This window comes from Alicyclobacillus sp. ALC3, assembly GCF_028751195.1.
Lineage (GTDB): Bacteria > Bacillota > Bacilli > Alicyclobacillales > Alicyclobacillaceae > Alicyclobacillus_L.
Genome location: NZ_CP066784.1, coordinates 4584714 through 4598799, shown reverse-complemented (window position 1 = coordinate 4598799; position 14086 = coordinate 4584714). Strand labels below are relative to the sequence as shown.

General features: G+C 55.4%; 14 protein-coding genes and 1 riboswitch. Of the genes, 4 read left to right on the top strand and 10 right to left on the bottom strand.

The window, feature by feature from the left end; all coding sequences use genetic code 11:
• Positions 1-28: 28 nt before the first annotated feature.
• From JC200_RS21610 to JC200_RS21600, 3 genes are all read right to left on the bottom strand, one after another.
• Complete coding sequence (locus JC200_RS21610; protein WP_274433798.1) at positions 29-817, bottom strand: SDR family oxidoreductase; 789 nt, start codon at positions 815-817, stop codon at positions 29-31.
• Positions 814-1605, bottom strand: a complete 792-nt coding sequence (locus tag JC200_RS21605) for an SDR family oxidoreductase (RefSeq protein WP_274433797.1) — start codon at positions 1603-1605, stop codon at positions 814-816. The genes JC200_RS21610 and JC200_RS21605 overlap by 4 nt, the downstream gene beginning before the upstream one ends.
• A gap of 65 nt (positions 1606-1670) precedes the next feature.
• A complete protein-coding gene (locus JC200_RS21600; protein WP_274433796.1) occupies positions 1671-2465 on the bottom strand; it encodes an enoyl-CoA hydratase-related protein in 795 nt (264 codons plus the stop codon).
• Positions 2466-2698: 233 nt separating this feature from the next.
• Between JC200_RS21600 and pstB the strand changes: the two genes are divergently transcribed.
• From pstB to JC200_RS21580, 4 genes are all read left to right on the top strand, one after another.
• Positions 2699-3451: a phosphate ABC transporter ATP-binding protein PstB gene (gene pstB, locus JC200_RS21595; protein WP_274433795.1), complete on the top strand. Its 753-nt coding sequence runs from the start codon at positions 2699-2701 to the stop codon at positions 3449-3451.
• A 39-nt stretch (positions 3452-3490) separates the two neighbouring features.
• Positions 3491-4147, top strand: a complete 657-nt coding sequence (phoU, locus tag JC200_RS21590; protein ID WP_274433794.1) for a phosphate signaling complex protein PhoU — start codon at positions 3491-3493, stop codon at positions 4145-4147.
• 152 nt (positions 4148-4299) lie between these two features.
• A complete protein-coding gene (locus tag JC200_RS21585; RefSeq protein ID WP_274433793.1) occupies positions 4300-5025 on the top strand; it encodes a GntR family transcriptional regulator in 726 nt (241 codons plus the stop codon).
• Between the two features lie 71 nt (positions 5026-5096).
• Positions 5097-6593, top strand: coding sequence for an MFS transporter (locus tag JC200_RS21580; protein WP_274433792.1), 1497 nt, complete (start codon positions 5097-5099; stop codon positions 6591-6593).
• A gap of 492 nt (positions 6594-7085) precedes the next feature.
• On the opposite strand, the gene JC200_RS21575 is transcribed toward JC200_RS21580, so the two are convergent.
• The 7 genes from JC200_RS21575 to pstC all read right to left on the bottom strand — a co-directional run bounded on the left by JC200_RS21575 (position 7086) and on the right by pstC (position 14066).
• Positions 7086-7988, bottom strand: coding sequence for a C40 family peptidase (locus JC200_RS21575; protein WP_274433791.1), 903 nt, complete (start codon positions 7986-7988; stop codon positions 7086-7088).
• 2 nt (positions 7989-7990) lie between these two features.
• Positions 7991-8153, bottom strand: a riboswitch (cyclic di-AMP (ydaO/yuaA leader).
• Between the two features lie 108 nt (positions 8154-8261).
• The gene (locus JC200_RS21570; protein ID WP_274433790.1) at positions 8262-9413 is read right to left on the bottom strand and encodes an MGDG synthase family glycosyltransferase; all 1152 of its coding nucleotides are present in this window, start codon (positions 9411-9413) and stop codon (positions 8262-8264) included.
• 9 nt (positions 9414-9422) lie between these two features.
• Positions 9423-10034, bottom strand: a complete 612-nt coding sequence (locus JC200_RS21565; protein ID WP_274433788.1) for a YkoP family protein — start codon at positions 10032-10034, stop codon at positions 9423-9425.
• 13 nt (positions 10035-10047) lie between these two features.
• Positions 10048-10752 (bottom strand): polysaccharide deacetylase family protein, encoded by a 705-nt coding sequence (locus tag JC200_RS21560; RefSeq protein ID WP_274433787.1) that lies wholly within the window; start codon positions 10750-10752, stop codon positions 10048-10050.
• A 5-nt stretch (positions 10753-10757) separates the two neighbouring features.
• The gene (locus JC200_RS21555) at positions 10758-11981 is read right to left on the bottom strand and encodes an MGDG synthase family glycosyltransferase (RefSeq protein WP_274433786.1); all 1224 of its coding nucleotides are present in this window, start codon (positions 11979-11981) and stop codon (positions 10758-10760) included.
• A gap of 232 nt (positions 11982-12213) precedes the next feature.
• The gene (gene pstA, locus JC200_RS21550; RefSeq protein WP_274433785.1) at positions 12214-13065 is read right to left on the bottom strand and encodes a phosphate ABC transporter permease PstA; all 852 of its coding nucleotides are present in this window, start codon (positions 13063-13065) and stop codon (positions 12214-12216) included.
• Positions 13062-14066 (bottom strand): phosphate ABC transporter permease subunit PstC, encoded by a 1005-nt coding sequence (gene pstC, locus JC200_RS21545; protein WP_274433784.1) that lies wholly within the window; start codon positions 14064-14066, stop codon positions 13062-13064. Before pstC ends, pstA begins: the two co-directional genes overlap by 4 nt.
• Between the last annotated feature and the right edge of the window lie 20 nt (positions 14067-14086).

Genomic DNA, 14086 nt, shown 5'->3' with positions numbered 1-14086 from the left:
CTTTCAGCACAAAGTCTTGCACAACCGATTACTTTGTTACTTCAAACGGACCCGATGTGAGTGTGAGCCCTCCGTCAACGCACACGACCTGACCCGTAATGAACCGCGCCATATCGCTGGCGAGAAACACCAACACGTCTGCGACGTCTTCCGGCGTCGCCAACCGCCCGAGCGGTGTCTGCGCACTCACGGCCTGCTCGAACTCAGAGTACGCTTCGCCTTTATAGAACCGCGCCGAATCGGTGTCGACGACACCTGGAGCGACGGAATTACAAGTGATCTGATGAGGCCCAAGTTCACTTGCTAAGTAGCGGATGAGTGATTCTTCGGCACCTTTGGCCGAACCGATTGAGCCGTACAGTGGCAGTGTAAAACGCACTCCGTGGCCAGACACTGCGAGAATGCGTCCGCCCCGTCCGGCCATTAGTGGGACGGCGCGCTGCGCCGCCTGCAGGAGGCTCTGAATCAACAACCGATAGGTGCGGTCAATGTGATGCGGCTTCATTTCCAAGAGTGGTTTAAACGCTGTCGCTGCTGCGTTCGCCACATACACATCAAGCGCACCCCAAGTGCTTTCAATGGCGTCGAACATGCGGTCGACGTCGTCAGGAGACTCCAGGTTCGCAGGCACGGCAATCGCTTCGCGGCCGAGGCTGCGAATTTCTGCAGCGACTTCCCCAGCGAGGTCAGATTGACGATGATAGTGCACAGCCACGTCCGCTCCCTGGCGTGCCATGGCAAGAGCAGTCGCGCGGCCAATCCCGCGCGAACTGCCAGTCACCAGCACCTTCCTTCCTGTGAGCAGACCTTCGGTCATGACGTAAGTCCCTTTCCAAGCCACTCGCCACCATCGATGACAAAGACTTCTCCGTTTACGAAGTCAGCGTACGGTGACAACAGGTAACTAGCCGCCTGCGCCATCTCCTCCACCGTGCCGAACCGGCCGACGGGGATTTTCGCGCGCAGTCGCTTCTCTTCCTCTGGGTCAGCCCACAGTGGACGCGCGCCTTCTGTGTCGGTCGGACCGGGGCAGATGGCGTTGACACGGATGCCGTGGTGAGCCCACTCAACACCAAGCGTCTTCGTCATCGCGGTCACCCCAGCCTTGGCAGCCACAGAATGAACGGTTCGCGGGCCTCCAGTCCAGGCATAACTCGCGACAACCGAAAGGATTTTACCGCCATTTCCGGCCTCAATCATTTTCAGTCCAGCGGCGCGCGTGCAGTAAAAAGTCCCGTTCAGCACCGTATTCACGACGGAGTTCCACCCGTTTACAGAGAGCTTATCGCTATCCACAATGAAGTTCCCTGCCGCGTTGTTCACCAAAATGTCGAGGTGCCCGGTACGTTCCACAGCGGTGTTCATCAACGCCTCAACCTGTTCCGGATCACGAATATCGGTGGCAAAGTAGCTGGCCTGCCCACCTTCGCTCTGGATGGCGTCTGCCGCCGCAGCCAGGCGCTCTTCCTTGCGGCCGGCGAGCACCACGTGTGCGCCAAGGCGAGCCAGTTCGGTTGCAAACCCACGCCCCATCCCTGTACCGCCACCTGTAACGACCGCCGTCTTGCCGGTCAATGTACCCGCTGGCAACATCGTCTGTGCCATTTAAAACACCTCTCCATTCCCTTAACCTAATTTGTAAGATTCATGACAAAGCTCACCGCACTGTCTTACTTCCCTTGAAACTGCGGGCTTCTGCGTTCAAGAAATGCCGTGACTGCCTCCATGTGGTCGGCGGTCTGCGCCAACTGCTGCTGAACGTCTTTTTCAAGCACCAGAGCTTCCTCGAGACCAACACCAGCTGTTTGGTCATAGAGCCTGCGGATTTGGACATACGCTTCGGTCGGACCCACCGCGAGTTCAGTGAGCAAGGCATCCGCCTCAGCCTGTGCCTCGTCCAATGTCGCATTGACTTTTGCCGCGAGTCCCAACGCGACTTGTTCTGTCGGCGTGATGGACTGACCGCGCATCGTCAGAGAGACCGCTCTGGCCAGTCCCACCATACGGCTGAGATAAAACGTCACTCCAGAGTCCGGGACGAGTCCGACCTTCACGAAGACAGGCGTAAGAGCACTCTTCTCGTGAATGACACGAAAGTCAGCGGCTAGGGCCAACGCCATACCGCCGCCGACTGCAGGTCCGTTGAGCAGTGCCACAATTGGTTTGGGCATAGCGCGCAACGCCTTGACAATCGGTATGTACTCGGTTTCGACCAACCGGCCCATTTGCGGACCTTCATCGGCGTAATCTTCCGAAAGTTCCTTCACATCTTGTCCTACACAGAACCCTCTTCCAGCCCCCGTCAACAAAACAGCCCGTACAGATGAGTCCGCCGCTGCTTCGGCCAGTGCCGTCAGCAGGTCACTTCGCAGTTGGCGCGTCAACGCATTCATGGCATCCGGCCGATTCAGCGTAACCGTCGCCACTCCCGCTTGTACTCGGTATTCCACTTCTCGCAGGTCCACAAACAAACCTCCTTGGGCAATATCCACTTTATTATACAAGCTATGACTGAGGCCTATCAACGGACTGTCACGTTCAGACGCAGACTGTCATGTCTAGACGCGAACCGCTACTGTTCGTCTGTGGCTGTCGACTCGAGTCGACGTGACTTTACGAGACGTTTACAAATCCATGACGATACATTCATACTCGGCTTGTATGATAAAATACGGTGGACAAAATCGAGGTGGAATGAATGGGCGAACGCATTGTCGTATCAGACTTGAAGGCTTGGTACGGCTCCAACTTAACGCTTAAAGGCATCGACTTAGAGATTGAAGCCAACCAGGTCACAGCCATTATTGGCCCTTCCGGTTGCGGCAAGTCGACGTTCGTGCGTTGTCTCAACCGCTTACACGAGACACTTCCGCTCGCGCGAGTGGACGGTTCAGTACGGCTTGGCGATGAGGATATCTACACCATAGATCCGGTCGACGTTCGACGCGTAGTCGGCATGGTGTTTCAAAAACCGAACCCGTTTCCCACGCTCAGCATTTACGACAACGTAGCACTTGGTTTGCGGCTAGGTGGCCTGCGCAACAAGTACGAACTCCAGCGGCGCGTCGAAGAAAGCTTGCAAAAGGCGGCGTTGTGGGACGAGGTGAAAGACCGACTGTCATCTCCAGCAGTCTCTATGTCTGGTGGTCAGCAGCAGCGGTTGTGCATTGCACGAGCTCTCGCTGTCGAACCTGAAGTTTTGCTGATGGACGAGCCAGCATCCGCGCTCGATCCAATTTCGACTCTGCGCGTGGAAGAGTTAGTCGAGCAGTTAAAAGGCTCGTATACGGTCGTGATCGTCACACATAACATGCAGCAGGCAGCCCGGGTAGCCGACAAAACGGCCTTCTTCCTCAACGGTGAACTCATTGAGCTTGCTGATACCACAAAAATCTTTACAAAACCGGACGATCAGCGAACAGAAGACTATATTACAGGGCGTTTCGGATGAACCGCTCTGACCAGATAAATAAAGAGGAGTGAGTCCACGATGCAGCAACGTCACACCTTCGACATCGCGCTACGTGAACTGAAGATGAAACTGCTGCACATGGGCGGTGACGTGCAAGAAGCGCTGCGCAAATCGATTGATGCCCTGAAGGCGCTCGACCAAAGTGCAGCGCGTCAAGTCGTCGAAAATGACCGAAAAATCAACCGGGAAGAACACGAGATTGAAGACCTTTGCATCCGCCTCATTGCGACGCAGCAACCGGTGGCAACGGACCTGCGCAAAATTGTCGCTGGCATGCGCATCTCGACCGACTTGGAGCGGATGGGCGACTTGGCTGTCGACGTTGCGAAGTCCGTCCTTCGCCTCGAAGGGCAAACTTTGATTAAACCTTTGGTAGACATCCCGCGGATGTCTCTCATCATCGATCAAATGATCTCCGATGCGCTAAACGCTTACGTGGAAAGCAGCACCGAACTCGCCAACAAACTAGCGCCCGCAGATGACCAAGTCGACAAAATCTACAGAGGCATCGTCGAAGAACTGTTTACCCTCACCAAAGCAGACCCCACTACCGTCACACAGGCGATGACGCTTGCGATGTGCGGTCGCGCCCTCGAACGCCTCGGAGACCACGCGACAAACATCGGTGAGAGTGTCATTTACATCGTGACCGGCGACCGCTCCGACCTCAACTAACAGTCCCGCCAGAAGGCGCCCTAACGGTACACAAAACAGTCGACAAACGTCGACTGTTTGCCTATTGCGACGACTCCATTAGCCGGGTATACTGAGCTTAACTTGTAGTAACGTTATGATGTCTAGTCAAGTTTGCTCGGAGAGGTGTCCCCATGCGAGAAAGCGTTCCTCTCTACCACCAGCTCAAGGCTGAACTGCTGGATGAGATTGAGTCCGGACGGTGGCAGCCGAATCAGTTGTTGCCCTCCGAACCTGAACTCGCACGCAAGTTCAGCGTCAGTCGCACAACGGTCCGCCTCGCGATTGGAGACTTGGTGGCGAGCGGATACGTGATCCGAAAGCAAGGCCGAGGTACTTTTGTGGCACAGCGTACGGCATCTCACGCATCTCGCCTCTACGGATTCGCCGAAGACCTGCGTCGGCGGCATCCGGACGTCGACATCGATGTTCTCCGCCTGTCGGTGGACCCCTGCCCGGCCAACGTCGCTGTGCATCTACAGCGGCAAACCGGGTCACCAGTCATCGTGATTCACCGGCTGGCGAAACTCGGACAGCGACCGGTGTTTTCGGAAAGGTCGTATCTGACGCCGCCGTACCACACAGACTCCGCGGAAGTCGAGAAAATGAAAGACTTGTTTGACCATATCTACGGTTTTTTTGAACGCAATGGGGTGCGCGTAGGACTTGGTACGCAGTCCATTCGCGCCGCAGTCGCTGACGCGGAGGACTCCCGCATCTTGGGCGCAACACTGGGTGAGCCTGTGCTTGTCATCGTGCGGACGACGCAAGATGAATCTGGGTCCCCGATTGAATTTTCGCAAGTCCGCTACCTGGGCGCCTTGTACGAGTATGAAGTCAATTTGACCCGTGAACCCTAAGTCATTGCTGGAAGCGTTACACGCGCTCGTCTGCGTGACAAACACTTGATGCCAGCAAGGAGGAGATGCCTGTGAGCGCGAACCAAACGTCTTTTTCTAACCCTAAGCCTGACCCGACAAAAAAAGGCAGTTTCTTCCCCTTGCCATCCGTCTACCGCAGACCGAATTACCACTGGTTTGTGGTTGCTACTGTGTGTATTGGCGCTTTTATGGCAGCGGTAGACGCAAGTATTGTCAATATTACGCTACCGGTGTTACAACGGCAGTTTCACGTCACACTGAGTACTGTCACCTGGGTCAGCTTAACGTATCTCTTGACGTTGGCCGCACTCATCATTCCACTTGGTCGCCTCGCAGATATGTTCGGAAGGCGCTGGATGTACGCGATTGGGTTCACGGTTTTTATTATCGGTTCATTACTGTGCGGTTTGTCACCCAACCTCACGTTCTTGCTGGCATCCCGCGTCCTGCAAGCAGTCGGGGCCGCCATGCTCCAAGCGAACAGCGTCTCCATCATCACGGCCACTACACCAGCGAGTGACCGCGGAAAAGCAATCGGCATCCAAGGAGCGGCTCAAGCCATCGGGTTGAGCCTGGGTCCAGCGATTGGCGGCACCTTGTTGTCCTTCGCAACCTGGCGCTGGGTGTTCTTCGTTAACGTGCCTGTCGGTATCATTGGCACCGTGCTCGGGATACTCATGCTGCCTCCCGACGGCAAGCGCAATCGTCAACAGGCGTTTGACTACCTAGGTGCAATCATTTTGGCACCGACCTTAGTTGCTCTCATCTACTTCCTCAACACGGGCAAAGACCAAGGCTGGGGGTCCCCAGTCATTGTGGGGAGTTACATCGTCGCTGCACTGGGTATGGCTTCGTTCATTGTTGTAGAGAGGCGGTCGCAGCACCCGATGCTCGACCTCAGTATGTTGAAAATACCCAGTATCTCAGTCGGCAGCATTACGGGTGTGCTGTCCTTCGCCGTCATGTACGCGGTGACGCTGCTTGGGCCATTTTACTTTGACCGCGTGCAACACCTGCAGTCCTACCAGGCCGGCTTGTACATGACCGTGATCCCGCTGGGAATGACAATTTTCACCCCGGTTTCCGGCGCGCTGGCAGACCGTTTTGGCACGCGCATCCTGACAGTGTCCGGCATGCTGATCGCGGCCCTCGGCAGCGTCGGATTAGCACTTGCAACCGGGTTTACGCACGGTGGCGTCGGCATTGTGCTGTTGGTCGCTGGCTTCTTCTTCATCGGTGCGGGACTCGGATTCTTTACACCGCCAAACAACAGCAGTGTCATGGGCAGCGCACCGAAGAGCAGTCTTGGTGTCGTCGGCGGACTCTTGAACATGTCTCGAACCATGGGCATGAGCATTGGCGTCACACTCGGGGGACTGTCCTACCAAGTTTTCTTGGTGTTCTACGGGGTCGGGCATGAAGGTCAGGCTTCACAGGCGCAGATGGTCGCCGCGTTCCGCGGCGCCTACTTGTTCGTCGCGGTAATCGCCATTGTCGCACTCATCTTGTCCGGATCACGAAAATTCGCTAGCTCAGGCTCTGAATGAACAAGCGGCACCGCGGAAGCGCTTGCGCGTTGCAGCAATAACGACTGAACACGACAGCTAGTTTTGACAATTTTCAGCAATTCGGAAACACATTCTTCACAATGGACGACTCCTGACCCATGCTTTCCGGGCGCAAGAGTGGTAAAGTAGAATCGTCGCGTGAAGTCTGAGAAGGTCAAGGTCTATCCCCACTTGAGGTGATTCGGTGGAATCCGTACACGAGCAAGGTCGCACAGTCAGCGAGGACCGAGATGATACGACTTACAGTCCAATCGCTAAGTTCCGGCGTGTTTGGATGATCGGTGAAAAAGTCAGTGTGTCGGTATCGATCCTACTCGTCATTTGCACGATAGGGTACTTATCCATGCATGCGCTCGCTTAACACCAGGGTCGCGAAACCGAATGCCGCGTCAACTCTCCAGTTGGCAGCTAGGCGTACCCAAAAGAGTGCCGCACGCTTAAAGCGTGCGGCACTCTTTTTCTGACTGTGTCTCACAGGACTCGCTTAGCACCGACGTAGTGACTGCTCCAGTAACTCGACCAGATAGAGTCGATTTGCACATGAGTTCCAGACGCGTTGACAAACGCCCCACCGCCTACATAAATACCGACATGCGAAGCTCCACCACCGTCCGTATTAAAGAACACGAGGTCTCCAGGCAACAAACTCGCCTCTGAAACAGGACGGCCGACATTGTACTGGCTGAAACTATCACGCGGGAGATACACGCCAAAATGGGCAAATGTGAACTGCACGAGGCCAGAGCAGTCAAACCCACTAGATGACTCGCCGCCCCACACATAAGGCACTCCAAGGAAGCGTTCTGCATACCTGACAACGTTCAAACCCAGCACGCCCGTGCCGACTGTCCCTGTTGCGTTCCCACCGCTTCGACCACTTAGATGCGACGACGCTGGCCGAGTCACGGCCGGCCGCTTCGGTTGATGACCACCGTATACAACAAGCCACTGGCCAAGACGAAGGACTGATTTCGTGGACAAGTGGTTCCAAGATTCAAGTCCCTGCACACTGACTCCATACGCCGAAGCAATGCCCCACAAAGTTTCGCCCGACGTCACCTGGACCTTCCAAACTGGACCAGCCGGATGACTAGGAGGTGCATGATACGCTGGTGTTGTCCTATGTATTGCCGTGCTCTTGGGCTTCTGCGTCGTTTTGTGAGGGATTTTCAGGACTTGACCGGGATGGATAAGGCTACTATGGAGGTGATTCGCGTTCATAATGGCTTGGACTGACGTGTGGTTTTGAACTGCAATGGAGTACAAGGAGTCGCCTTTTTTGACGTGCACCTCAGTCGTTGCAGCCAACGCCAAGGTGGGAACGCTCATGAGACAAGCAGCGGCACCACATGCAAATTTTAATCTAGCCTTCACACCCTGAGCCCCTTTTGGTCCTGCGAGGTTAGTTGACGGACTCGGGAAGTGGCTCACTCCCTACTAGTGAATACCGAAGATTATCTCTGTAACAGCGGTCACTAGATTCGCCCCAATTGCTGAATCCCCCGCCTCCGGAAGTTCGGAGTTCGGACTGTTAGTCTGAAGCGCTTAGTGCTTCGGTAACATTATAATCAAGCAACTCTATCATCGCAATGGTAATTTATCAGATTTTCTCGGATGCCGTAGAATAGTGCCGATGGCATAAAGTCATCACCTGAATTTGGTGAATTCCGTCACTTGACTGCTTGCATTGTTGACAGTGTTCATGACCACGTGTACTACATCATTGGCAGCGTTCGGGTGCGCACTTTCCCGACAAGCGGCTCGCATCTCTGTGCGCACAGCCGGGTCTGCGAAGGCTGACAGGACATCTGCCAGTTCCCGGCTTGCGTGGACGAGTCGACCTGCGCCGATGGATTCCACATACTTCGCGTTGTCGTACTCCTGACCAGGCTGAGGACGGTATAACAACATCGGGCAAGACATGGCAAGGCACTCGCTAACGGTCAATCCTCCCGCTTTCACGACGGCAAACGACGCATATTTGTACAGCAACGCGACCTCCGAGACAAATGGTAGTCCGACCACGCGCGGCATGTCCTCACTCACGCGCTGGATTGTCTCTAGCATGCGCTGGTTCTTTCCACACATCACGTAAACGTCGTGGTCAGGCAGACGTGCACACAGCTGTAATAAGGTTTGTTGCAGGTCGGGAAACAGCCCTCTTCCTCCTGCCGCCACAAGGACGTACGGCCGGCTTGTGTCAACTGTTTCGACTTGGTGCCTTTGCACATCGTCATTTGCGCGCTCCGACGTCCAGAACTGCCTGCGCAAGGGTATTCCAGTCGCTACACAACGACTGTGCGGCAACACGAACCTTCGGGACAAGTCGAGAAAGTCCAGTGCAGGCAAAAAGTACGTCGTAACCCGGCGGTGATACCACCGCGTATGGACGCTGTAGTCAGTCACAACGACACCAATGAACGGTGGCAGGTCTGCCGATTTCATGTCCGACAGCAATCGTTCAGGAAACAGTTGCAACACAACATCCGGCCGAAAATCTCGCAGCAGATGTGTCAACCTGCCGCGCAGAGGCAGCGATAAAAGCCACCACAGGGGGTGGCGTTCACTGAGGTTTCTTGTCCAGTTGTAGCTGATACCGTACAACCATGGGGCAAACCGAGTCAGAGACTCGTACACCCACTCGCCAAAGACGCGTGACTGCCCGTCAGCGCGTCCTCCTGACCGAATGCAATCAAATTCCCTAACGTCGGCTCCGAAAAGCGAAAACGCGTCCGCCAGTGCGGACGCGACCTGATGATGACCGTCACCGTATGAAGCGGTTAGCAAGAGTACTCTCACAGAGACACCTCAGACTAGAACGTGATCCGAAGCTGCAGGATCAACCGATGGTGTCTGCTGTGACTCAAGGTACAACTGCAACAAGCGTTCCTTCGAGATTGCGACCAGTTTCGGCACAAAGGCGTCAGGGTGACTAGCAAGCATTTTCTCCGCCTGCGGATTCACAATCTTAAAGATGTTGCGCAGGTGCCACGTCGTCGTGCGTTCAAGCAAGCTACTGTGCAACGGAATCGTCTCGAAGCCGAGTTTACTGACACCCCGGTGGATAAAAGTGACTCCATACAGCACATGCTCATTTTGAAACGCAGGCGAATCGACGACACGAGCGAGAATCGGAAGAGAGCGCTGTGCCTCACGCAGCAATTTCACGGTTGTGCCAATCAGACTCTTTTGCTCTTCCTGTAATAAGTCGAGAACCATTTCGTTGTTGATATGCAATTCGATCACGCGGTCGCCGCGATGAATTTCCTGCCCGTCGACCGCAAACGGTTTTCCCATATAACGTCGAGTCGCGAGTAGGAATAAATGGGGTTCACCAGGCAACATGGGGTGAACACCGGCGAACAACCGAAATAAAGCTTCCCATCCTCGCCAAATGCTGCGCACCAGTCGACTCTTCATGATGCAGCCCTCCTCACAACCACTCTGCCACCGTTCGAAATTCGTACCCACGCTGGCGCACTGCACTAACCAGCTCCGGAATTAATTGTACCACGTTTTCAGGTGCTCCGAGCTGTGCTCCAAACGTTTCGTCAGAATCGTGCAGCACAATAATTGCGCCCTTGTGCAATTGCGTGACAATGCGTGTCAGGAGTTCCTGCGCAGGTGTAACTCGCCAGTCGCCGACCATAATCGACCATGTGATAAGCCGCAATCGCCGACGCACACGCGGCAGCCAACTAACGGCGTTACACAGCCCCCAGGTCGGGCGATAAAAACGCACTTGTATGCCAAACTGGTCTTCCACTGCCGCTGCTGCAGTCAGGGCCTGTCGGAGTGTCGTTGACGGTGGCAGCCATGGCACAAACAGGTGCCGATACCCGTGCACCTCGACATTGTGCCCCTCGCTCAACATCCGCTCGACAATCTCTCGGTGCCGCAAGGCCTTATCCGCGATGACAAAGAACGTCGCCGAGACTCCGGCCTGTCGAAGTGCATCGAGTAACTGCGGCGTGTATCGAGGGTCCGGTCCGTCGTCAAACGTCAAAGAGACCACGGGTTGCACAGGGCCTTTGTAAATCACGCCGATGTGCAGCCACCGCGTGAAAATGTTTGGTATCACAGAATACAGCAGAACAATAGCAATCAACAGTGACACAACCCACCAAACTGTTCCCAAGCAGATTAGCCCCCACTTCGTCGACCGCGAGCGGCAGATGAGTACGCCGCGGCACTTCGGCGTTTCGTTGAGGACGTCTCCACAGCGGAAGGCACCGGCCAATCTTTCGCACGTGCCGCGAGGTCAAGGAGCGACACGGCGATGCGGCTCGCAGAACCACGCACAGATGAAAATCCGCGCGCAGCGGCGCGCATCCGTTCTAGCCGACTGGGGTCAGCGACAGCTCGCTCCAAGAACGCCTCCGCCTGCGCAAGATTCGTCGCAAGCTCTGCAGCACCTGTACTGAGGGCGAAGCGGGCATTCTCGACTTCCTGACCAGGAATTGGACGGTAAATGAGCATGGGCAACTCCATGGCCAGGGATTCCGTCACCGTGATGCCGCCGGCTTTGGTCACAATCAGGTCGGCCATCGCCATCCAATCCTCCACGTTTTGCACATACCCCAACACTCTGACCCGGTCACACACAAGCGGCGCAAACAACTTGCGCAAGCGCACATTGTTCCCACAAATGATTACGAACTGTGCATCAAGCCGCTGTACGAGGCGTTGCCAGTTCACCGGGTCGCCAAGCAAACCGGCGCCCCCACCCATTAGCAAAATTAACGGTTTGTCAGGTCGCAGCCCCTGCTCTTGCCGAAGCAGCATGCGACTGCGCAGCAGAGAGCGGACTTGTGATTCATTGAACCGAGACCGAATCGGGATGCCGTACGTGTGCAGACGCTCTGTCGGGACTCCGTGTTCGACAAAGTCGCGTGTGGCGCTCTCCACAGGAACGTAGTATGCGTCGATGTTCTCCGCAATCCACTGACCGTTAAACGTGTAATCCGTAATAATGGCAGCGTTGGGCAAGCGCGTGCGTCCCGTTCTGCGCAATTCAGATACGACACCAGCTGGCGACGGAAACGTGCTGGCCACCACATCGGGTTGCCATGACGCTAAAAATTTCTTCAACTGTTGCATTCCAAGATGATGCATCTGGCGCTGAATCGAGGAGGACGGGTCCATCCGCGACATCGACCTGTAGAACACGCCGTATAAAGCTGGAACGCGTTGTACGCCTTGCAGAAGCGTAAACTTCGTCAAGGAACGGACTGCCGGATGGAGTAAATCCGTGTAGTCCACGATACGTGGTGTCGCTCCTTCTGCCTCAAGCGCCTCGGCCACGGCGTGTGCCGCCTGGTTGTGGCCCTCCCCGTATGAAGCTGTGACAAGCAGCACTTTCACCACGTCCATCGCCTCCTCAGTCGGCCTCCCACGATTGTAGGGCTTGTGAAGATCAATCGGCACAACTTCTACAATAAATCATTCGCGGGCAAATCACCACTTTTGGTGTGTCCACGAAGGCCGCTCTGTAATCAGAATGGGCCGATCAATGTGGGCTGTCCGCCAGGCATGTAAGTGCCTGGCGGACAGCCCCGTATCACAATCCAGTGAGTCTAGCGGGTGAACATGCGGCTGATTAATCCCGGACCACAGCGTTGCGACCAATCAAGCCCCGGATGACCAAGTGAATCACCAGAATAAACATCAGCAACAGAAATGCGGCCGCGTAAGCGAGCGCATGTGCTTGTGCATACGGCTCGTTAATGTACGTCCACACAACGTAGGTCAAGTACCCTACCTGATGGTGCGTCAACTGTAACGACGGATTGTTGGGCGACCATCCAGCCGTATACAGAAGCGGTGCTGTCTCGCCCATGCTGATGCCAATGGCCAACAGCAAGCCAGTCGCAATCCCACCTGCGGCGGGACGCCAGATCACTTTCGATACAGCCTGAAACCTCGTCATTCCGAGCGCCCATGCAGCTTCTCTGTGTGTGCGTGGAACCTGCTCCATGGCACTCTGTGTGGTCCGCAGTATGTACGGCAGCATAATAATCATCAACGCAATACCGCCTGCTAACGCAGAGAACTGCCATCCCCATCGTAACACCATCAAAAGGTAGCCAAAATACCCGATGACAATCGACGGAACACCAGACAGAACTTCCGCCATAAACTGAATCACCGCGGCGACACGCGAGTGGGCAAACTCGGTGACGTAAATACCGCCCAAAATCCCAAGCGGTGCCGCGATCACAGTCGAGATGAGCACGAGCAGCAGTGTGCCAAGCAATGCGTTCGCTAATCCACCTGCCACCCCGGAAGTAACTGTCCACAGCATGTTTAAGTGGAATGAGGCAAGACCGCGAAACACGACTGTCACCAGGACTTCCACCAGTCCAAACAGCACGAACGCGGTGCTGAGCCAACCGAACCCCCAACCGATGATGCTCCCCACCCGCCTGCTGCGACGCCGAGTGTGATTCATACTCTGACTCCCCCTAGTCCACGGCGGCTTGTGCTGTGCACGAGCCAGCGCGCGAACAGGTTCGCGAGCAACGTAATGATGAGCAGAATCAGTGCAAGTTCGGAGAGTGCTGCAACCGCCATATGACTCGCATCAGTCAATGCGCTGTCTAACTGAGACGCGATAGCGGACGCCATCGTGGAAATCGGGCTGTAAATTGTCTGGGGAAGGTAGTTGGACGCATTCCCACTGACCATCAGAACTGCCATCGTCTCCCCCATCGCACGCCCAAATCCAAGCGCCACAGCGCCAATAATGCCGTTTCGCGCAAGTGGAAGACTAACCAGTCGGACAACTTCAAAACTCGTCATACCCATTCCCAGTCCGGCTTCTCGGTACAGGAGCGGCACCCGCATCAACAAGTCACGTGTCGTCGCCGTGATAATCGGGATGATCATCAGAGCTAACGCAATCCCGCTCGCTAACAGCCCCATCCCCGTGTTCACGGGTCCCTTGAAAAACGGGATGACGACGCCAAGGTGTGTCAAGAATGGGCCAAACCTCTGCCCAATCCACGGCGCCAAGACAATAATGCCCCAGAGACCAATGACCACGCTCGGAAGTCCCGCGAGCAACTCGACCAAGATGGATAGGACTGTTCCAAGCCAGCCACGCACCTGATAGGCGAGAATAATCGCTGTAAAGACAGACACCGGGACCGCGATAATGAGAGCGATGACAGACGAGGCAACTGTGCCTACGATGAAGGGCAACGCGCCAAACGTGGCACCCTGCATAGCAGTTACACCATTTTTGTGTTCAAGCGTTCCATAGAGACTGCCCAAGTTCCACTGCGTTGTGGTGAGAAAGTGCCATCCCATGAAGCGCATGGATGGCAGCGATTGCACCAAAACCATCCACCCAATCGCCAACAAGATCACGACGGGGCTACTGGCGCAAATGCCAGTAGCCACCAAAAATACCTTGTCCGCTATTTTGGATCGGTTGTTTAGTCGTTGCAAACCGAATCCACTCCCGTCGT

Bases quoted from the DNA above. Each gene is read 5' to 3' on its own strand.
- phoU (WP_274433794.1), top strand. From the start codon at position 3,491: ATGCAGCAACGTCACACCTTCGACATCGCGCTACGTGAACTGAAGATG.
- JC200_RS21585 (WP_274433793.1), top strand. From the start codon at position 4,300: ATGCGAGAAAGCGTTCCTCTCTACCACCAGCTCAAGGCTGAACTGCTG.
- JC200_RS21605 (WP_274433797.1), bottom strand. From the start codon at position 1,605: ATGGCACAGACGATGTTGCCAGCGGGTACATTGACCGGCAAGACGGCG.
- JC200_RS21565 (WP_274433788.1), bottom strand. From the start codon at position 10,034: ATGAAGAGTCGACTGGTGCGCAGCATTTGGCGAGGATGGGAAGCTTTA.
- pstB (WP_274433795.1), top strand. From the start codon at position 2,699: ATGGGCGAACGCATTGTCGTATCAGACTTGAAGGCTTGGTACGGCTCC.
- JC200_RS21610 (WP_274433798.1), bottom strand. From the start codon at position 817: ATGACCGAAGGTCTGCTCACAGGAAGGAAGGTGCTGGTGACTGGCAGT.
- pstA (WP_274433785.1), bottom strand. From the start codon at position 13,065: ATGAATCACACTCGGCGTCGCAGCAGGCGGGTGGGGAGCATCATCGGT.